Origin of the sequence: Rhizobium sp. NFACC06-2, from assembly GCF_900101425.1 — a bacterium.
In the GTDB taxonomy this organism is placed as follows: Bacteria; Pseudomonadota; Alphaproteobacteria; order Rhizobiales; family Rhizobiaceae; genus Agrobacterium; species Agrobacterium leguminum.
Map to the genome: position 1 here is coordinate 43,763 of NZ_FMVA01000022.1, position 19,568 is coordinate 63,330.

19 protein-coding genes are annotated in these 19,568 nt (G+C 61.1%); 10 read left to right on the forward strand and 9 right to left on the reverse strand.

Going from position 1 to position 19,568, the window contains the following annotated elements:
- Window positions 1–145 precede the first annotated feature (145 nt).
- Entirely contained in the window at window positions 146–2,389 is a 2,244-nt protein-coding gene (locus F3H58_RS24845) for a bifunctional diguanylate cyclase/phosphodiesterase (RefSeq protein ID WP_188129063.1), read from the forward strand.
- A 228-nt stretch (window positions 2,390–2,617) separates the two neighbouring features.
- Here F3H58_RS24845 and trhO read toward each other — a convergent pair whose 3' ends face one another.
- The 3 genes from trhO to F3H58_RS24860 all read right to left on the reverse strand — a co-directional run bounded on the left by trhO (window position 2,618) and on the right by F3H58_RS24860 (window position 5,218).
- A complete protein-coding gene (trhO, locus tag F3H58_RS24850; protein ID WP_149744134.1) occupies window positions 2,618–3,562 on the reverse strand; it encodes an oxygen-dependent tRNA uridine(34) hydroxylase TrhO in 945 nt (314 codons plus the stop codon).
- A 275-nt stretch (window positions 3,563–3,837) separates the two neighbouring features.
- Window positions 3,838–4,746 (reverse strand): CHAD domain-containing protein, encoded by a 909-nt coding sequence (locus F3H58_RS24855; RefSeq protein ID WP_149744135.1) that lies wholly within the window; start codon window positions 4,744–4,746, stop codon window positions 3,838–3,840.
- Entirely contained in the window at window positions 4,730–5,218 is a 489-nt protein-coding gene (locus F3H58_RS24860; protein ID WP_065655372.1) for a CYTH domain-containing protein, read from the reverse strand. The genes F3H58_RS24855 and F3H58_RS24860 overlap by 17 nt, the downstream gene beginning before the upstream one ends.
- Before the next feature lie 171 nt (window positions 5,219–5,389).
- Between F3H58_RS24860 and F3H58_RS24865 the strand changes: the two genes are divergently transcribed.
- From F3H58_RS24865 to F3H58_RS24885, 4 genes are all read left to right on the forward strand, one after another.
- The gene (locus F3H58_RS24865) at window positions 5,390–6,028 is read left to right on the forward strand and encodes a 2-dehydro-3-deoxy-phosphogluconate aldolase (protein WP_004433419.1); all 639 of its coding nucleotides are present in this window, start codon (window positions 5,390–5,392) and stop codon (window positions 6,026–6,028) included.
- A gap of 108 nt (window positions 6,029–6,136) precedes the next feature.
- A complete protein-coding gene (locus F3H58_RS24870; protein ID WP_004445183.1) occupies window positions 6,137–6,832 on the forward strand; it encodes a tellurite resistance TerB family protein in 696 nt (231 codons plus the stop codon).
- 263 nt (window positions 6,833–7,095) lie between these two features.
- Entirely contained in the window at window positions 7,096–7,788 is a 693-nt protein-coding gene (locus F3H58_RS24880; RefSeq protein ID WP_149744136.1) for a GNAT family N-acetyltransferase, read from the forward strand.
- Entirely contained in the window at window positions 7,775–8,035 is a 261-nt protein-coding gene (locus F3H58_RS24885; protein ID WP_078053200.1) for a hypothetical protein, read from the forward strand. The genes F3H58_RS24880 and F3H58_RS24885 overlap by 14 nt, the downstream gene beginning before the upstream one ends.
- Here F3H58_RS24885 and F3H58_RS24890 read toward each other — a convergent pair.
- From F3H58_RS24890 to F3H58_RS24900, 3 genes are all read right to left on the reverse strand, one after another.
- Window positions 8,032–9,081, reverse strand: a complete 1,050-nt coding sequence (locus F3H58_RS24890; RefSeq protein ID WP_149744137.1) for a nickel/cobalt transporter — start codon at window positions 9,079–9,081, stop codon at window positions 8,032–8,034. The genes F3H58_RS24885 and F3H58_RS24890 overlap by 4 nt on opposite strands.
- The gene (locus F3H58_RS24895; protein ID WP_188129064.1) at window positions 9,075–9,716 is read right to left on the reverse strand and encodes a DUF1007 family protein; all 642 of its coding nucleotides are present in this window, start codon (window positions 9,714–9,716) and stop codon (window positions 9,075–9,077) included. Before F3H58_RS24895 ends, F3H58_RS24890 begins: the two co-directional genes overlap by 7 nt.
- A gap of 107 nt (window positions 9,717–9,823) precedes the next feature.
- On the reverse strand, window positions 9,824–11,002 hold the full coding sequence (locus F3H58_RS24900) for a hypothetical protein (RefSeq protein ID WP_149744139.1): 1,179 nt from the start codon (window positions 11,000–11,002) through the stop codon (window positions 9,824–9,826).
- 270 nt (window positions 11,003–11,272) lie between these two features.
- Here F3H58_RS24900 and F3H58_RS24905 point away from each other — a divergent pair, with 270 nt between their 5' ends.
- The 3 genes from F3H58_RS24905 to F3H58_RS24915 all read left to right on the forward strand — a co-directional run bounded on the left by F3H58_RS24905 (window position 11,273) and on the right by F3H58_RS24915 (window position 14,137).
- Window positions 11,273–11,560, forward strand: a complete 288-nt coding sequence (locus tag F3H58_RS24905; RefSeq protein ID WP_004433441.1) for a hypothetical protein — start codon at window positions 11,273–11,275, stop codon at window positions 11,558–11,560.
- 544 nt (window positions 11,561–12,104) lie between these two features.
- The gene (locus F3H58_RS24910) at window positions 12,105–12,752 is read left to right on the forward strand and encodes an outer membrane protein (RefSeq protein WP_149744140.1); all 648 of its coding nucleotides are present in this window, start codon (window positions 12,105–12,107) and stop codon (window positions 12,750–12,752) included.
- Window positions 12,753–12,955: 203 nt separating this feature from the next.
- Window positions 12,956–14,137 (forward strand): MFS transporter, encoded by a 1,182-nt coding sequence (locus F3H58_RS24915; protein WP_149744141.1) that lies wholly within the window; start codon window positions 12,956–12,958, stop codon window positions 14,135–14,137.
- Between the two features lie 49 nt (window positions 14,138–14,186).
- Here the strand turns inward: F3H58_RS24915 and F3H58_RS24920 are convergent, their stop codons facing one another.
- The 3 genes from F3H58_RS24920 to F3H58_RS24935 form a co-directional block, all read right to left on the reverse strand.
- Entirely contained in the window at window positions 14,187–15,179 is a 993-nt protein-coding gene (locus F3H58_RS24920) for a WD40 repeat domain-containing protein (RefSeq protein ID WP_149744142.1), read from the reverse strand.
- 482 nt (window positions 15,180–15,661) lie between these two features.
- Complete coding sequence (locus F3H58_RS24930) at window positions 15,662–16,768, reverse strand: CobW family GTP-binding protein (RefSeq protein ID WP_149744143.1); 1,107 nt, start codon at window positions 16,766–16,768, stop codon at window positions 15,662–15,664.
- Window positions 16,769–16,881: 113 nt separating this feature from the next.
- On the reverse strand, window positions 16,882–17,682 hold the full coding sequence (locus F3H58_RS24935; protein ID WP_149744144.1) for a creatininase family protein: 801 nt from the start codon (window positions 17,680–17,682) through the stop codon (window positions 16,882–16,884).
- 79 nt (window positions 17,683–17,761) lie between these two features.
- On the opposite strand from F3H58_RS24935, the gene F3H58_RS24940 reads away from it, so the two are divergent.
- Together F3H58_RS24940 and F3H58_RS24945 are read left to right on the forward strand one after the other, a co-directional pair.
- Window positions 17,762–18,271, forward strand: a complete 510-nt coding sequence (locus F3H58_RS24940; RefSeq protein ID WP_035263256.1) for a MarR family winged helix-turn-helix transcriptional regulator — start codon at window positions 17,762–17,764, stop codon at window positions 18,269–18,271.
- Window positions 18,272–18,405: 134 nt separating this feature from the next.
- On the forward strand, window positions 18,406–19,428 hold the full coding sequence (locus F3H58_RS24945; protein WP_003505469.1) for a LacI family DNA-binding transcriptional regulator: 1,023 nt from the start codon (window positions 18,406–18,408) through the stop codon (window positions 19,426–19,428).
- Window positions 19,429–19,568 lie beyond the last annotated feature (140 nt).

Genomic DNA, 19,568 nt, shown 5'->3' on the forward strand with positions numbered 1-19,568 from the left:
TTTCTTTTCCGGACGGATGCAAATCCGCCTTCCATGAAAAACCCGGGGCATTTCAGGGAAGGATTTTTCAGCGCTTCTGCCAGACTGTCGTTTTATACCCGTGGTTTTTTGGGGCGGGGCCACAATGCGGCTTAACCGCTTTTGAATGTTTCCTTCGCAAGATGATGCTTTCGAAGGGGATTTTATGCGGATTGCGCCGCGCAACATTGGGGACTATTTGCCGGTCGGGCGCAGAACCGCCGTGGGCGTCGTATTGTCCACCTTCGCGCTGGTGCTTATCATCGTCACCGCGCTGGTTTTATCCGCCTTGAGCCAGGTCCGGGAAAAGGCCAACCTGCTCGACAATGCCCGTTCGCGCGAGACGACGGCGGGCGCCCTCGTCACCTTTCGCGAACAGCTCGGCGCGACGCTGAACGACTACGCCGCCTGGGACGATGCTGCCGAATATGTCTATGCCCCTGATCGTTTCGACTGGGTGGCGAGCAATTATGGCGAGATGACGGTCAATAACGATCTCTTCGATACGGCCGTGGTCATCGATGAGGACGGCAAGGTCCGCATGGCCTATCAGGACGGCAAGCCGGTGGCATGGAAGCCCGACGCCTATTTTGCCGGCGGCCTCAGGGAAATGATCGAGCGTGTGCGTTCCATGCGTCCGGGTATCACCTCGCAGGTGACCGGTTTCGTCAAGACCGGCGATGGCGTCGCCGCCGCGGGGGTTGCGCTCGTGCGGATGAAGTCCGGGGCGCTGCCGCCGGTCGGTGCGGAGCGGCGTTACCTGGTTTTCGCCCGTCATCTCAAGCAGGCGACGGTGGACAAGCTTGCCCGCAATTACGTCATCGACGGTCTGGAACTGCAATATGGCGACGGGCCTGCCGCCAACCATGTGGATATCGTCAATCCGCTGGGGGAGGTGCTGGCCCGGCTCGTCTGGCGCTCGCACCTGCCGGGAGACGTCAGCTTTCATGAGGCGCGTCCGGTCGTCTTTACCGCGCTTGGCATTGCCGGCACGTTTTTTCTGGTGCTGCTCATCATCGGTTCGGCCACGCTCGACCGCCTGAAGGCGGATGAGGCAGCGGCGCGGGAGGAGGCGCTGCGCGACCGGCTGAGCGGGCTCAGCAACCGCGCCGGGCTCTTCGCCAGGCTGAACCGCATGGTCGACAGGGGCCGCCATGACAAGACGGATATCAAGCTGCTCTATCTCGATCTCGACGGTTTCAAGGAAATCAACGATTCCTACGGCCACGCCGCCGGCGACCGGCTGATCAAGGGTGTGGCGGCGGCGCTGAGAGTGCTGGTGCCCGAAGGCGCGGTGCTGGCGCGGCTCGGCGGCGACGAATTCGCCATCGCCATTCAGGGCAACGACGTCTGGGCCGAAGGCCGCAAACTGTGTCTGGCGCTTCTCGAACTCTTTACCGAGCCTTTCAGCATCGGTGAAAGGGTGGCGAGCATCGGCTGCAGCATCGGCACCTCGGTTTCCCGCGCCGGCGACATCAATGGCGAGGAGTTGCTGCGGCGTGCCGATATGGCCATGTATCAGGCCAAGGAGAACGGACGCGGGCGTTACGTTTCCTATGAGCTGAAGATGGATGCGCTGCGCGAGGAAAAGCTGCAGCTCGAAGCCGATCTTCGCTCCGCCATTCTGAACGATGAGATACAGGTGGTCTATCAGCCGGTCGTCAGCGCCGCCACGCGCTGCATTACCGGGGTGGAGGCGCTGGCCCGCTGGCAGCGGCCGGGATATGGCTTCGTGCCGCCGGATATCTTTATCGCCGCTGCCGAAACCAGCGGCCTTATCGACCGGCTCGGCCTTCTCGTCCTGCACAAGGCCTGCGAGACGGCGCAGCAATGGCCGTCCATCAAACTCTCGGTGAATATCTCTCCGGTGCAGTTCCGCAATCCGGCCTTCTCCGGCCACGTGGCCGATATTCTCGACGCGACGCAGACGCCGCCCGAAAGGCTGCGGCTGGAAATGACGGAAGGTTATTTCATCCAGCACCCGGAGCGGGCGAGTGCGGCCATCGACAAGCTGAAGCAGCTTGGCCTGCATATAGCGCTCGACGATTTCGGCGCCGGCTTCGCCAGCGTGGGTTATCTGCGCCGCTTCGGTTTCGACCGGATGAAGATCGACCGTTCGCTGATCATGGCGCTCGACAAGGGCGGCCGGTCGCTGGAAATGCTGCAGGCCACCGTGGCGCTGGCAAAGTCGCTCGATATTCCGGTGACGGCCGAAGGCGTGGAAACGGAAGAGCAGGCGGCCATCCTGCATCTGTGCGGCTGCGATGAGTTGCAGGGTTACCTGTTCTCGAAACCGGTTGCGGCGGAAGAGATCACCGCCATGCTGGACGGGCAGGACGCGCCGCTCTTTGCGTTGCGGGCAGGGGCTTGAGGCTGATTACTTCCACTCATTCTTGATCACCTGAAGGTGCGGCCCATTTCTTCTCCCCGCCGGGGAGAAGGTGGCCCGTAGGGTCGGATGAGGGGGCCACGCTGCCGGATTTCGGAGAGCTTGCCCCCTCATCCCGCTGCCGCGGACTTCTCCCCGGCGGGGAGAAGAAATACGCGGCACCCGCTCAAACAAACCCCAACCGTTATGCAGTTCGATAGCCGACCGGGCTTACCGCCCGAGATGCCGCTCGCCGCGCTTCTTTGCCAGTTCGATCTGCTGCTGCCGGTCGCGGAAGCGCTGGCGGTCCTCTTCGCTGCGATCATCGTAGCAGCTCGGGCAGGACACGCCTTCCTCGAATTTGGGGGACAGGCGCACTTCCGGCGTGATCGGATTGCGGCAGGCGTGGCACAGCTGATGGTCGCCTTCGGCAAGCCCGTGCACCACCGAGACGCGCTCATCGAAGACGAAGCAGGCGCCTTCCCACAGGCTTTCTTCTTCCGGCACTTCTTCCAGATATTTCAGGATGCCGCCCTTGAGGTGATAGACCTCGTCGAAACCCTGTTCCTTCATGAAGGCGGTGGCCTTTTCGCAGCGAATGCCGCCGGTGCAATACATGGCGATCTTCGGCTTGTTGTGCAGGCCGGGATTGTTCTTCACCCAGTCGGGAAACTCGCGGAAGGTTTTCGTCTGGGGATCGACCGCGCCCTTGAAGACGCCGATGGCGGTCTCGTAATCGTTGCGGGTGTCGATGACGATCGTATCCGGATCGGAGATCAGCGCGTTCCAGTCGCGCGCCTCGACATAGGTGCCGACGATGCGGTTCGGATCGATATCCGGCACCCCCATGGTGACGATCTCTTTCTTGAGCTTCACCTTCAGCCGCACGAAAGGCATGTGCGAGGCGCGGCTTTCCTTGTGCTCCAGCGCGGAAAATTCCGGCTGGGCGCGCAGGAAGGAGAGCACGGCGTGAATGCCCGCATCCGGCCCGGCAATGGTGCCGTTGATGCCTTCGGCAGCAAGCAGCAGCGTGCCCTTGACGCCGTTTTCCTGGCAGAGCGCAAACAACGGCTCGCGCAGGCTCTCGAACCGCGGCAGGCGGGCGAAATGATAAAGCGCGGCCACAAGGAAATCACCAGAGACTTCCGGGCGGGGGAGAATGGTCGTGTCGGTCATGGGCGCTGAAATACAGCGACGACGGCCGCAAAGCAATATTTATCAGCGGTTCCGGGTATTTTGAAAATCGTCAAATATCTGCCGGAGTGAGGCAAATGGGAGGTGCTTCGTGCCTCAAATCCGACATTGACGAAAGCGCAAGACCTGTCTTCCGTCATCCTTGGGCCTGTCCCAAGGATCTAATCACGTCGCGCAAAATCGAAACGTTGCAGATCCTCGGGACAGGCCCGAGGATGACGCCGAGCCCGGCGGGACGTTTTCACGCCGTCTCCAGCCTATCTCGCCGCCTGCCGCCACAACAGGCCGACGATGCGGCTTTCGGTGCGGGCGGATTCGGAAAACACCTCGTTTGCCAGCGCAAGGCCTTCCGTGCGCAGTGCCTGCTGCCTCTCGATGATGGCGTCGAGCAGCAGGGCCAGCCGCTCGCCATTGCCGAAACGCTCCGGCTCGCGGTCGGCGACGGCGGCGAGAACCGAGAGATCGTGCTCGTGGCCGAGAATGTCTACCAGCCGCTTGGTATCGGCCCGCTTGGCGCGCATGGCGGAAGGCCAGAGCCGGCGCATCAGGCCAAGATGCATCCAATAGGCCTGCCCGGACTTGCGCAATTCATGGAAATGCTCGGCGTCGGCCTGCTTATGGCAATCGGTGAGCGCCTTGCGCGCCGTTTTCCTCTGTTTCGCCCAGGCGCTTCTGAGCAGCCGGGCGGTGTCTTTCAACTCATCCGGCAGCGACAGGTCCTCAAGCTTCTGGCGCGCTTCCCCGCAGCCGGCAATGGCGGCGGCAATGGCCTCGTCGAGACCGGCCTCGTGTTCTATGGCGTCGTCGCGGCGGGCGCGCAGCATCGCGGTGATCGACCGCAACGCTTCGCCCTGTGCATCGGAACGCGCGAAAGCCTCGAGATATTCCGCTGTCTCCACCAGCGCCGCCGCATCCCGCGCAAAGGCGAGGGAGCGGGCGATATCGCGAATACGGGCGTTTTCCTCGCGGCCGAAATCCGGCGCCGCCTTGCGGATGAGGCGATAGAGGGCGCGCAGCCGCTTGAACCGCTTGCGGGCGTCGTGCACGGCCTCGTGCGATCCGGACGGCTGGTCGCGAAGGATCGTGACCGTATCGTCGATCAGCTCCAGCCCGGCCCGACGGATTTCATTGTCGAAGGGCTTTTTCGGATCAATTCTGAAGGGCATCCGGCAAGTCTCCGTTCGGACAGTCCATGGCGAGCGACTGGTTGGAGAAGCGCTTGTCTCCGGTGACTTCCCGGCCCAGCCAGGACGGCAGATCGGGATCGGCGTTCTCGTCGTTCATTTCCACTTCCGCCACCACCAGCCCGTGATATTTCCCTTCGAAAACATCCACTTCCCAGGTGAAGCCGCCATGATCGACGGTGTGGCGGGTTTTTTCGATCACCACGCCCGGCGCGCTTGCCATCAGCTCTTCGGCGTCCTTGAGGGGGATGGAATATTCATATTCGTCGCGGACAAGCGCGCTTGCACCGATCTTGATGGTCAGGGTCGCATCGCGCTGGTCGACGATCCTGACCCGGACCGAGCGGTTTTCCATCGAGGCGACATATGCCTGCCGGAAAGCCATGCTATGCGTGACCTCATTGCGCCATTCACCGCCTGCAACAAGAAACTTCCGTTCAATTTCCTTGGCCATGCTGTCTCCGCGAACTGGGGCGCCAGATTATCGCAATATGATAGTGTGATGAAGCGAATTGATTGAAGTATCTGGATAAAAATGCGGCTGGCGCGCCTCGACATGAAAGCCGAGGCAGGCTAATCGGTAGACGGAATTTCAATCGTTTCAATTGCGCAAGGGAGGCTTATCTTGGCCCAGGACTCCGAAAAACTGCTCTCCATCCTCAAGCTCCAGCCGGTCGTGCCGGTGCTGATCGTGGATGATGCCGCTTCCGCCGTGCCGCTTGCGCGCGCTTTGGTCGCAGGCGGCCTGAAGGCAATCGAGATCACCATGCGCACACCGGCGGCGCTCGATGCCATCCGCGCGGTTGCGGCGGAAGTGGAGGGTGCGAATGTCGGCGCCGGCACCATTCTCAATGCCAGGGATTTCGAAGCGGCGGCGGAAGCCGGCTCCACCTTCATCGTCAGCCCCGGTATCAATAAAAGCGTGCTGGAAGCCGCGCGCGGTTCGAAAGTGCCGTTGCTTCCGGGTGCTGCCACCGCCAGCGAAGTCATGGCGCTGCGCGACGAGGGTTACAAGGTGCTGAAGTTCTTCCCGGCCGAACAGGCCGGCGGCGCGCCTTATCTCAAGGCGCTGTCCTCGCCGCTCGCCGGCACCGTCTTCTGCCCGACCGGTAGCGTGTCGCTCAAGAATGCCAATGACTATCTCTCCCTGCCGAACGTCGTCTGCGTCGGCGGCTCCTGGGTTGCCCCGCGCGAACTGGTGGCGACGGGTGACTGGGCGGGCATTACCAAGCTTGCCGCCGAAGCCGCAGCGCTGCGCGCCTGATTTGCGTCCTGTCAAACCCGTTCACGAAGGCGTGAGCGGCTTTGACATTTGTATTCGGCCCACGGCTTCCTATCTCCCCTGTAGATTTGACCTCTACAGGAGATTTTGATGTTCGACGCCAAGAAGCTTCTTGAACAATTCCTCGGCTCGCAGGTGCCGGGCCTTTCGGGAAGCGTCCGTGACAGAGCCGGGCAGGCCGCCGATATCGCCAAGAACAATCCGCTAAAGGCCGGCGCGCTCGCCGCCGCCATTCTGGGCACCAAGACCGGCCGCAAGCTCGCCGGCAATGTCGCCACCATTGGCGGTGTCGCCGCCATCGCCGGTCTCGGTTACCTCGCCTACAAGAACTACAAGTCCGGCCAGGCGCCTGAAGCCGCGCCGAAACCCGAGCCGGAGCTTCTCGCCCCGCCGGCCGATTCCGCTTTCCACCCGCAATCGCCAGCTCTTTCCAATGATTTTGCGCTGAAGCTCATCCAGGCGATGATCGCCGCCGCCAAGGCGGATGGTCATATCGATGAGAAGGAGCGCGCCAACATCATGGACAAGGTGCAGGTCTCCGGCCTCGATAGCGAAGCCGAGCGTTTCCTCGAAAAGGAACTGGCCGATCCGCTCGATATCGACGCGCTGGTGGCTGCCGCCCGCACGGAAGAGCAGAAGGTGGAGCTTTACACCGCCTCGCGGCTTGCCATCGAGGCCGATACGCGGGCGGAGCGGGGCTATCTCGACCTTCTGGCCGGGCGGCTTGGGCTGCCGGATGCGCTGGTCGACCATATCGAGGCGACGGTGGTGGCGGCGAAGGTTTGAGGATAGCCTCGGAGGCTGTGGCTCACCCCCCTCTGCCCTGCCGGGCATCTCCCCCTCAAGGGGGGAGATCGACCCGAGGCGACCTCTCGGCCATCTCCAACGTTGCGAGTGAGCGAGCGTCTCCCTCTGGCTGATCTCCCCCCTTGAGGGGGAGATGCCCGGCAGGGCAGAGGGGGGTGAACCGCACCCGCCGACCCGACACATGCACTGTTGTCATCCCGCCCCGCTTGCCCTAATCCTTCTCCCAGCAAATGGGGAAGAGAATGCGCGATCTGAGTGATTTCAAGGGATGTCCGCCGCCGCAGCCGGTGGTGTTGAAGGGCCGTTACGTGACGGCGGAGCCGTTCGATCGCGAAAAACATCTCGCAAGGCTCTGGTCAGCCCTTGGCGGCGAGGGCGTGAATGCGCTGCTCAAATATTTCCCGCAAAGCGCCTTTCCCGATGCCGACGCTTTCGGCGACTGGCTCGTCGGCGCGGGGCAGAAGCTCAACTGGGTCACGCTGGTCTTCGTTGAAAATGCCACCGGCGATATCGTCGGCATGGCGAGCTATATGCGGCCCGATCCCGCCAACGGGGTGGTCGAGGTCGGCTCCGTCGCCCATGGCGCGAAGATGAAGCGCTCGCCTCTTTCCACCGAGGCGCATTACCTGATGGCGAAACATGTTTTCGAGGATCTGGGATATCGCCGTTACGAGTGGAAATGCCACAATGAAAACGAGCCCTCCAAGATCACGGCGAAGCGTTATGGCTTCACCTTCGAGGGCGTCTTCCGCCAGCATATGATCTCGAAGGGCCAGAACCGCGATACGGCGTGGTTTTCCATGATCGACGGCGAATGGCCGCTGATCGGCAAGGCCTTCGAAGCCTGGCTTTCGCCGGAGAATTTTGCGGCCGACGGCGCGCAGAAGCGCAAGCTTGAGGATATCCGTGCGGAGTTTGCCGATGCCATTGCCTGAACACTCGGCGCCTGAAAACCCGGCGCCTGAAAAGCCGAGCCCCGGCAAGAAGGATTGGTCTCCGGCCTTCGCCGCCGCCCTCATCATCGTCGGTTTCGGGCTGGTCTTCTTCGTCATGCCGAAGATCATGCTGTGGCTCGGCGATTATTCGCCCTGGCTCGCCGCTGCCTTCGGCACGGTCGCGGTGCTGTGTTTCTTCCTGCTGTTCTGGCTGCGCGCGCGTTACCAGCGTCGCCGTGACGGTTAGAGCTGAAGCGACGCGCCGAGCAACAACAGCCCCATGATGAGCACGAACAGCGCACCGGCGATCTCGATCGCATGGCTGATGCCGGCTGCCCTGCGGCTGCCGGGGCCGGCGAAACGCACGGCGAGGCCTTTTGCCGAGACGGCCATGATGGCGAGCAGCGATACCGTTATGGCCGTGCCGAGCGACATGGCGAGGACGGAGAGCACGCCGCCGAGATAAAGCCCGTTCAGAAGCGCGAAGCTCATGACGATGATCGCGCCAGAGCAGGGCCTGAGCCCCACGGCGATGATGGCGGACCATGCCTCGTGCAGACTGAAGTTCTTGCCCTTGAGCAGCATCGGATCCGGCGCGTGGGATTTACCGCAGGCGGCGCAGAGATCGCCCGTGCCATCATGGTCGTGATCGGCAAAAACCGGCTTGCCCTGGAACCGGAGGCCCGTGCCCATGCCGGTGGTTCTGCCGGCCGCGGTTTCTCCTGCCGGCGCGAAAACCGCGACAGGCTCGCGCCGGATGCGCAGCGACCAGAGTTTTCGCACCAGCAGCCAGGCGCCGAACAGCGCCACCATGGCGAAGCTGGCGATTTCCATCGCCTGCGTCGCCTTCGTCATGGTGATGGAGGTGCCGCGCAGCACCAGCCAGGCCGCACCGACGAGGCCGATGGCGACCCCACCCTGAATGAGCGCCGAGACGAAGGAAATGAGAATGCCGCGTTTCAGCTGCGTCTCATTGGCGATCATATAGGACGAAATGACCGCCTTGCCGTGGCCGGGGCCGGCGGCATGGAAAACGCCATAAGCAAAGGAGAGGCCGATCAGCGAGCTGAGCGCCCAGCCATCCTCGCGCATGGCCTTCAGCGCGCCGGTCAGCGCACGGTAGAACATCTGCTGGTGCACGTTGATCCATTGCATCAGCGGCGCGAAGGGGCCGCCGACGGAAAAGGAAGGCTCGGCCGAGCCGATGCCGAGCGGCGATTGCGCATGGGCCGCACCGGCCACTGCAATGAGGCCAATGGCGACGGCGAAGAGGCCGGCCCTGCGGCTCAGCATGTTACCTCCAGCCGGGTGGCGAAGAGCTTGGTCATGTCGGTGCCGGTCGGATCGTTGAAGAAGGCGTCGGTGAGCGTGCCCTGGTTCTGCGAGATCACCTCGTCGGGATCGGGGCGCACCACGTGGTGCTTGCAGGCATTCAGATCCTTACCCTGCGTGGCGATATCGCCGTCCTTGGCGAAATCGATTGCCGTATACATGGTCGGATCCCAGGCGCCGAAGCTGAGCTTGCCCTTGACGGCCAGAGGCTTGGTCGGCTTCACGGAGAAGAACATCAGGATCTGCTGATCCTTGTAGTCCACGTGAATGGCCTCGGGCTTCGAAAACTCCACCGGTTTTCCATTGGCGGTGATGAAGGTGTAGTAGGAATATTCGGCGAGCGATTCCAGGACGGTATTGCCGATTTCGGCCAGCTCGTCCTTGTCGAGCTTCAGATCGCTGTTCTTGTCGTAATCCATCACCACGCTTGCCGAGAACATCTCGTCGAAACGCCAGATATTGCGCACTTCCTGAACGGTGCCGTTCGGCCCCTCGACGATTTCCATGCGGGCTTCGGCAAAGATATGCGGATGCGCCGCCGCGGCGACGGGAACGCAGGCAAGGCCGGCCGCGAGGAGCAAAAAGCGTCTGTTCATTATCCGGTCTGTCCTGCCTTCGAATCTGGAAGGCCCGACTCTAGCAGAAATTGGGACCGAATTTCGACCTGATGCGTCCGATCCTTCGCGCGGACCGACACTAAATTTCAGAAGGTGCCGCTGAAACGCGAGGTGATGCTGGAGCCGCTATAGGCAAGATCGGTATCGCGCTCGCCATGCAGCAGGCGGTTGAACTCCACCTCCAGCTTGCTGTTCTTGCCGGTATCGAAGGAGAGCGTCGCGACCAGCCGGCGCTCGCTGGTATCGTAATTATAATAGATCCAGTCCTTGTGGACCCGGTGCAGCGCAAGATCGAACCCCACCTTTTCGGTGAGCCTGCTTTTCACGACGAATTGAAAGCGGCGATGGAATTCGGCAATCGGGTCATCCGGGTCGAAAAGCGCATAGTCCTGCGAAAAGCCCGCGCCGAAGGCGATACGCTCGGTGGCCTTCACCTCGGCCTCGGCCCGCAGATAGGGGCGGGTGCGCTTTACCTTGTCGCTGATCTCATCGCCGGAAATGGAGGTGAAGCCCGCTTCGGCCAGAACCGCGAAACGATCGGAGAACCTGTAACCATAGGCCAGGGAACCTCGCAGCGTATTGGCCGGGAAACGTTCATATTTTTCCTGCTGCCCCTCCGGCACGGCGATGCGGTCGTAAGCAAGGGTCAGCCCGGCCTCGCCGCCACCGAGTGATCGTGCATGTTCGGCCTTCAGCGATAAAAGCGCCTCGTTCGCTTCCAGTCGGGTGGGCAGGAAATAGGCCGGGCGGAACCGCGCCTTGCCTTTCATCAGGCTGGCGACACTTGCCGTCAACGTGTTCTTGCCGCCAAGGGCGAGGATGCCGAGCTGGGAAGACGCCTCCAGCTTGTGATCCAGCTGTCGGTAGCCAATGTCTTCTTCCGGCAGGTGCAGGAATATATCGCCGGCATCGCTGCGGGTGCCGCGCAGCTCAAGGGCCCATTCCAGCTTCTCGGAAAATCGTTTCGTCAGCCCCAGCGCCGCGATGGTGTTATGTTCATTGGCGAAACGATAACGGGGCAGGCGAACCTCTTCCTGCTCGAGCGAATAACGCAGCTCCGCCCCTTCCAGCGCGATCTTGCCATTGAGCCCGAAGCCGGGGCGCAGCGAAATCGCGCTCAGCCGGTTGGTGTCGGCGAAATAATTGCTGTCATAAGCAATGCCGGATTTATAGGTGACATTGTGCTCATCGGCCTTTTCCCCCGCCCGCGCGCCGCAGGCGCAGGCAAGCCCGAGAACAAGCGCGATATATCCCCCCACCCGCATTCGCATCTCCGGTCTCTAATTAAGCAATATCTTATATTTGGATGGTTAATAAAGTTTCCCGCCCCGCTTTACTGTCGCGACACAGGTGCCGACCGGCATTGTTTGAGCAAGGGGCGGAAGCGCGAAGATGCGATATGTAAAATTTTATTAAAATCACAAGTATTAGTGTTAATCGTTTATTGTAATATTAGCCTTTGCTTGAATTAGAATCCTCTAAATATACAGTTCAGTTACGCCAGATGGCGTGATCAAACAAAAGAGGAGAGAGAAATGATTGCAAAGTTCGCTTGTGTAGCCGCTATTCTTACTGTCGCTTCCGTTGGTCAGGCCAATGCGGGCGGTCTTCTGGGAGGCATCCTGTCCGGCAACAGCAACAAGGGCGGCGCCCTTGTCGTCGTCTCGCCCAGCATCGATCTGGGTGTCAGCGGCATCCTGTCCAATAACGGGATCCTGAATGGCAACAAGACCGGCATCCTGAACGGTGTGCTGAACGGCAACAAGACGTCCGTCGATGTCATCGACAACAAGAATGACGGCGGCAAAAAGCGCCGCCACTAACTGAAACCTGGAACGGGATGGCGAAACCATCGGGCTTTTCTCCATCCCGCTCCAACACAACAGCTCGAAAATCATCAGGGATTTTCGACGCAAACGATGCGCGCAGCGCATAAGCCGGCAATGACCTTCGAGTTGCGTGTGTTCGACGCATGGCGTTTCCGGCAAGAACAAACGGCGCATCGCATGACTGGAAGAGGGCCTCGCGGCCCTCTTTTTTTGTCCGTGTCGCGATGTGAACGACGCGCACAGAAGTGCGAGATGGCCACTACTCGCGGTGGTTTTTGTGATGTGGTGAGAGCCGTTTTTTCATCGCGGCGGCCGACCCGTGCATATCCGCGTTAATTCTAATTTATATTTGGTAAATATTGCAGATGTTAATCGAAATACGTTCCATGTCGGCTATTTTTTCTGCGCTATTTACGCGATTTTAACCACGATGTTCTTCAATCTACGGGTGCGTTAACCCCGTCACGATGCTGCGCTTCCGGTCGCGAAATACTCGCAGCCCGCAGGTGACGGGATGTTATTTTCAAGGAGCTATCGCATGTTGAAACAATCACTTCTCGCGCTCGGCCTGCTCGGCGTTTTCTCCGGCGTGGCCGCTGCCGCCGATGCCGTCAGCGACATTCCGTCCGCGCCGGTCGTCAACGACGTTGCGCCTGCCTTTTCCTGGGAAGGTGTTTATGTCGGTGCGTCTGCGGGTTACGGCTGGAACCGGGTCAAGTCGACGACTTTTGGCGTTACCACGAAGCATGAATTTGACGGCGGCCGTTTTTCCGGTTTCGCGGGCTATAATTTCGAAGTTGCCCCTTCCGTCATTCTCGGCGTTGAGGGCGATCTCGGTTACGCCTGGGGCGACAAGACCATTGTCACCAGCGAGGTTTCCGCAGGCCTGAATGGTTCTGCAAGGCTGCGCGCCGGCTACGCCGTCGACCGTGCGCTGATCTATACCGCTGCCGGCTATACCGCGACGGATAGCGAAGTCAAAGCGCCGTTCGGTGAGGACAGCAAGGTTCTGCACGGCTGGACGGTCGGTGCGGGTATCGATTATGCCTTCACCAACAACCTGTTTGGACGCGTCGAATATCGTTACAATGACTTCGGCAAGGCAACCTACCGTACCGGTCCGATCACCTCGACCGGCGATGTCAGCGAACACGTCGTCAAGGTTGGCCTCGGCGTAAAGTTCTGACGGTTATTCCGTTTTCGACAGGGGGCGGCGCAGCGTTGCGACGCCCCACGCGCTCGATGAGGCGATCTGGCATCGATCCAGCAAACGTTCCGCCGAAGATGAAAACACACATTGCTTTTCGGGCAGGCTTGAACAGCAGGCCTTTTTGATGTGATGGTGGTCGCCGCCATCCCGTCCCGCCTCCCAGCCTTCAGTCGATTCCCATGCTCCAGAAAAGCACTTTGCCGGGCGCTTTCGATCGTCAGGCCTATTTGATCGCCCTGCTGGTTTTTATTGCCGGCAGCACCAATGCGGCTGTCGTGCCATTTATCGGTTTTTACATCATCCAGGTGCTCGGCCATCCGCCGGCGACCGTCGGTTTTTACAGCGTGACGGCGGCGCTGGCTTCGATTGTCGCCAGCCGTGTTTATGGCGAGCGTGTCGATGCCGGGGTGCGGGTGAGGCCGCTGTTGATGCTTTCCGTGTGCGGCGCTTTTGTCGCGGCCGCGGCGGCGAGTTTCGGGCATCTGGCGCTGCTGGTGGCGATAACGGCGACCGGCATGGGGCTTTCCAATGCCGCCAGCACGCTCATTTTCAGTTACGGCCGGTATCATGGCCGGGTGAAGGCGCTGGATACGGCCGCCTATAATGCCTTCCTGCGAACGATGGTGTCGCTGGCATGGATGCTGGTTCCCGCCGCTGCCTACCTGATCTTCGACCTCGCCGGCGCGAAAGCCGTGTTCGCGAATGCCATGCTGATGGCGGTCATCTGGGGCGGGCTTGCCCTTGCGGTCGTGCCGCGCGACCAGACCAGCCCGATGGAGCGGCGACCGGCGGGTGACGACGATACGCGGCGCAACCTGCCGCTGCTTCTGGCGGCGGCGGCCAGCTTCTGCATGTCTTTTGCCCATGCTCTCTGCGCCTCGGCTCTGCCGGTGTTTCTGGTGCGGGAGGTCGGCCTGCCGGATTACGTGCCGGGCCTGTCGCTCAGCGTCAAATGCGCCATGGAGGTTCTGTTCATCCTGCTTGCGCCGCGAATGATGCGCCGCTTCAGCGCCCGCCTGCTTCTGGGCGTTTCAGCGGTAATGGCCATCGTCGCCTTCAACGTCATCGCCTCGGTCACCACATTGCCGGCCATGATCGCCGGTGCGGCGCTGGAAGGCGCCTATTACGGCCTTTGCGCCGGCACTTGCCTTACCTTCGTGCAGGGCTTTGCGCGCGGCCGCACGGCCCGCGCCACGGCGCTCTACATGAACTCCATCTTCCTCGCCGCGCTTTTTGCGGTGCCGCTGATGGGGTTCGTGTCGCAATATGCGAGTTTCGGCGTCTCGATCCGGCTCGCTTCGGTTGGTGCGGGCGCGGCCTTGCTGCTCCTGTTTCTGACGCGGCGGCAGGTGGGGGAGTAGGGCGTTCCCGCGAACGTGTGGGGCGGCCTGTTACCCCCGCGTCCATCCCTCAAGCCGAAATATCGATGATCCCGCAATCTCCCGCTTCGGAGGCAAAGGCGAGCAGTTTGCCGGTGGCGCTCCAGTCCATGCCGGTGATGGCGCCCTTGCCGGGGCGGCGCAGCAGGGCTTCCTTGCCATCGGCAAGGCGCACGCCGAGGATCATGCCGTCGATGAAGCCGATGGCGAGCACATCCTCCACGGGGTGGAAGGCGACATTGGTGACCATGATGTTGGCGCGGCTGCCGAGTTCTTCCGGGGCCTTGCCCATTGGGCCGTCCTTGCCGGCAAACGGCCAGACGATGGCGGCCGGCGCGCCGGAAGAGGCGAGCCATTTGCCCTTTGCCGACCAGGAGACGGATTTGACCTTGGCGGGATAACCCGTCATGCGCATGTGGCGCGCTTCCATGCCGCCCTTGGTGGCTTCCATCTTCCAGCCGTGCAGGGCATTTTCCTGCATGGTGGTGACGAGGAACTTGCCATCGGGCGAGAAGGTGACGCCGGTATGCGCACCCTTCCATTCAAGATCGACGGGATCGCCGGCGGTCGCCACCCAGTGCAATGTCACACCATTATAACGGGCAACGGCAATGCGCAGGCCCTTGGGCGCAAACGCGATGGCCTCCACCGTGCGCTCTTCCTTGAATTCCTTGACCGTGCCGTCCGACAGCCGGACGAAACTGGATTTGCCGACGCCATAAGCGACCGCCTTTTGCGGTCCGCCCGCAACGACGCCCACCCATTTGCGCGGTACGTTGGCGATCTCGCTGATACTGCCATCATGGCCGATACGCAGCACACGCCCGTCCTCACCGCCGGAAAGCAGGGTGGCGCTATAGGGATCGCGCACGCAGGTCAGAAGCCCGTCATGCGCCTCAGTCACCTTCTCGCCGCCATCCAGCCGGTGAATGGTGCCGGCGGCGGTGGCAAACAGGGGAATGTCGCCGAGAAAATGGGTCGAGACCACGTGGCCTTCGATATCAAGCGGGGCAACAGTCGGCATGGGGCATCGGTCTTTCGTATCTGTGTCGGATGGGGCGACGATGTCGGCCCCGGCGGCAGGCATGGTTCTAAAGCATTTCCGGCAAAAGCGGAACCGCTTTTACGTTTGCACGATTCGTGAAATCAAGGAGATAGAGCGATTTTTGGTAGAGGAACCACCCTACACGACAGTTAAAATCATTGACGCGCCGGCGCTCCGAGCTCACCCCCCTCTGTCCTGCCGGACATCTCCCCCTCAAGGGGGGAGATCGGCAAGACGCATTCTTGTCACTTCATTCTCGACCGTCGAGAGGTGCGAAACCTCGCCACGGGCCGATCTCCCCCCTTGAGGGGGAGATGTCCGGCAGGATAGAGGGGGGTGAGCCCGGAGCGCCGGCGCGTCAATGATTTTAACTGTCGTGTAGGGTGTCGAAGAACGCGTGTCGGGCGGACGACGGACGCAGCCGCACCCCGGTCTGGCACCGGGGTGACGGGGCCAAACGATCAGGCCGTCGCGAGGCAGGCGTTGAAGCTCTTTTCCAGCTTCTCGCGGTCTAGTTCGCGGCCGATGAAGACGAGGCGGCTTTCGCGTTTTTCGTCTTCCTTCCACGGGCGCTGGTGGTCGCCCTCGATGATCATGTGCACGCCCTGCACCACATAACGCTCCGCATCGCCCTTGAAAGCGATGATGCCCTTGAGGCGCAGAATGTTCGGGCCATCGGTTTGGGTGACCTTCTGGATCCACGGGAAGAACCGCTCCGGGTTCATCTCGCCGCCGCGCAGCGAAACCGACTGTACCGTCACGTCATGGATCGGGGAGACCGCGCCATGGTGGTGATCGTGGCCATGGTCGTGCGCATGATCGTGATCGTGACCGTGATGATGGTGATCATGGCCGTGGTCGTGATGATGATGATCGCAATCGGGGCCGCAAACGTGGTCGTCATGGCCGTGCTCGAGGAAATGCGGGTCGTTTTCCAGCGCGCGCTCCAGATTGAAGGCGCCCTGATCGAGAACCCGGGCGAGATCGACACCGGACCGGGTGGTCTTGTAGATGCGTGCGGAAGGATTGATGGCGCGCACGATATCCTCGATGCGGGCGACTTCCTCCGGCGAAACGAGATCGGTCTTGTTGACGACGACGACATCGGCAAAGGCGATCTGGTCTTCGGCCTCGCGGCTGTCCTTCAGGCGCAGCGGCAGGTGCTTGGCGTCAACCAGGGCAACGACGGCATCAAGCTCGGTCTTGGCGCGCACATCGTCATCCATGAAGAAGGTCTGGGCGACGGGAACGGGATCGGCAAGACCTGTCGTTTCGACGATGATGCCATCGAAACGGCCGGGCCGGCGCATCAGGCCTTCCACGACGCGGATGAGGTCACCACGCACCGTGCAGCACACGCAGCCATTGTTCATCTCATAGATTTCTTCATCGGACTCGACGATCAGATCGTTATCGATGCCGATCTCGCCGAATTCATTGACGATGACAGCGTATTTCTTGCCGTGGTTCTCGGAGAGGATACGGTTGAGAAGCGTCGTCTTGCCGGCGCCGAGATATCCCGTCAGGACGGTGACTGGAATGGGCTTGGCTATAGCTGTTTCGGTCATGGAAAACCCCGCGTGGAGAGAGGCCGTCAGGCCTCAGGAAGATGTGTCGTCGTCCATATAGGCGCGACGTCCGGGCAGTTCAAAGAGATTTTGGCCGAATTCGGCCATGTCGCTCAAATTTTGTTATGAAATAACGTTATGTCAAAAGCGTGGATATCTTCAAGCAGTTCGACAAGGCCTTTTACGGCATGGGAAATCAGCCTTTCGCCCTTTTCCGCAGTGGCGGCGGCGGCGTTTCCGGCAACGCCATCGGGGTTCAGATCGCTCATCAGCCAGCCGAACGCATGCGGGCCATAGGCGCGCAGGTGTTTGAAGCGGCTGGCGAAATCGCTCTGGCGGGAGGGAAAGTTTTGGGCCTTCTGCCTCGCCACCCGCTCGGGGTGAAGCGCCAGCATGACCGATGTTTCGATATCGCCGCCATGGATGTCGACCGCCTTGTCCTCCAGCTTCACGATATCGGCCGGTATGCCGAAACGGGTCCAGCTTGTCGCGACCGCGAGCATGCCGAAACGGGCGCGGGCCTCGGTGGCGACGATGGTCATCAGCGGTGAATTGCCGCCATGGGCGTTCAGCATCACGAATTTGCGCACGCCCTTTTTATATTCCGCTTCGGCGATGCCGAGCCAGCGCTCGATGGCCTCATCGTATCGCAGGGTTTTCGTGCCCGGCACATTCATGTGTTCGATGGAATAGCCGACCGGTTCCGCCGGCAGGAAGGAGACGGGCAGGTGGGCGGGCAGGGCGGCGGCGAGACGGGCGGCGATGCCTTCGGCAATCAGCGTATCGGTCTCGAAGGGCAGGTGCGGCCCATGCTGTTCATGCGCGCCGAGCGGCAGCACGGAAATTGCAGCTGTTGCGCGAAGATGCGGGTCTGTTACGTTTTCGTCGTGATAATGCGTGTATGAGTTTGGCATATGGCAGTCCGCGCGTGCATTCGTTAAGGATTTCCAGCAACATATATCGGTTCCGCCACAGGGTAAAAGGCACTCGCATATGAGCAAGGACAAAACCGGGCATAAGGACAAAAGCGCCAAGAAGGAAAAGGGCGGCAAGAAGGTAAAGGATGCCAAAAAGAGGGATGAGAATTTCAACCCCGAGGAACTGGCGCAATCCATCACCCAGGCGGCTCGCTCCATGCGCACGGCGCTCAGCCACAGCCTTGCCGAAAGCGGGCTTTATGCGGGCCAGGACGGCGTTATCCTGGCGCTGGCGCAGGAAGGCAGCCTCACGCCGGGGCAGATCGCCCAGAAACTCGGCGTCAAGGCGCCGACCATGACACGCACCATTGGCCGCATGGAGGCCCAGGGCTTCGTGGAACGCAGTGGCGACGACGAGGATGGCCGCGTGACGCTGGTGAAGCTGACGGAAGCGGGTTTGAAAAGCGTCGAACACATCAATGTTTCCATTGCCAATTGCGGCGCAAGAGCCGTCGAGGGGCTTTCGGCCAAGGATGTGCGCAACATCGTTAAACTCTTGAAGGCGATAGACGCCAATCTTCAATAATTTTTGCTGAAATTTTTAAAAGAACCATCTGTTTTGCGGGTATTCCTTAAACGGGTTGCGGATTTTGTTTAAATTGTTTAATTGCAATTTAAACGGAGCCATCCGTCACTGACACGCGTTTGGGGAGGAATGCCGTGGCCCAAAAGGTCAAACTGTCCACGATTGCCGAAAGCCTCGGTCTTTCGACCGCCACCATTTCTCTTGCATTGCGCGACAGCCCGCTGGTCGCTGCCGATACGCGGGACAAGATCAAGGAACAGGCGCGGGCGCTGGGTTATATCTATAACCGCCGCGCGGCCAGCCTGCGCACCTCGCGCTCCGGCATTGTCGGTGTGGTGTTCCACGATGTGATGAACCCGTTTTACGGGGAAATTCTGAAAGCCATCGAAAGCGAGCTGGACCGCAGCCGCCAGACCTTCATTCTCTCCAACCATTACGATTCGGTGGAAAAACAGCGCACCTTCATCGAAACGCTGCTGCAGCTCGGCTCCGACGGCATCATCATGTCTCCAGCCATCGGCACGCCGATCGAGGATATGACGCTCGCCGAAGAAAACGGCATGCCCGCCATTCTGGTGGCGCGCTCGATGGATGGCGTCGACATGCCGACCTATCGCGGCGACGACAGCTACGGCATTTCGCTCGCCACCAACCACCTGATCAGCCTCGGCCACCGCACCATCGCCATGGTTGGCGGCACCGACCAGACATCGACCGGCCGTGACCGTTACCAGGGTTATGTCAATGCGCTGCGCAAGGCCGGCATTGAGGTCGATCCGAACCTGCGCATTCCCGGCCCGCGCTCCAAGCAGGGCGGTTTCGAGGCTGCCGTGCATTTCCTCTCCCTGCCGCAGAAGCCGACTGCCGCCGTCTGCTGGAACGATCTCGTCGCCATCGGTCTCATGAACGGCATTTCCCGTGCCGGTCTGGTGCCGGGTGTGGATATTTCCGTCACCGGCTACGACGATCTTGAAGAGGCGGCGATTGCCACACCGGCGCTGACCACCGTGTCCAACGGCCAGGCCGAGGTGGGGCGCTTGGCGGCCCGCGCGCTGCTGGACAGGCTGGCGGGCAGCCACGAACCTGACGGCATTCACCTCATCAAGCCGGAAATGCGCATCCGGCAATCGACCGGGCCGGTGCGGCCGCGGGTGTGAGGCTTCAGACGATGGGAAATGGTGCGCGTTCTGTGCATTGCACCTTTCCGTCATTCCGGCCTTGAGCCGGAATCCTGTGTATTGGATTTGTGCTATGTAGAGTGCGGGCGGAAGGCCGTCGGAATCCTGGTCGTTAGAGA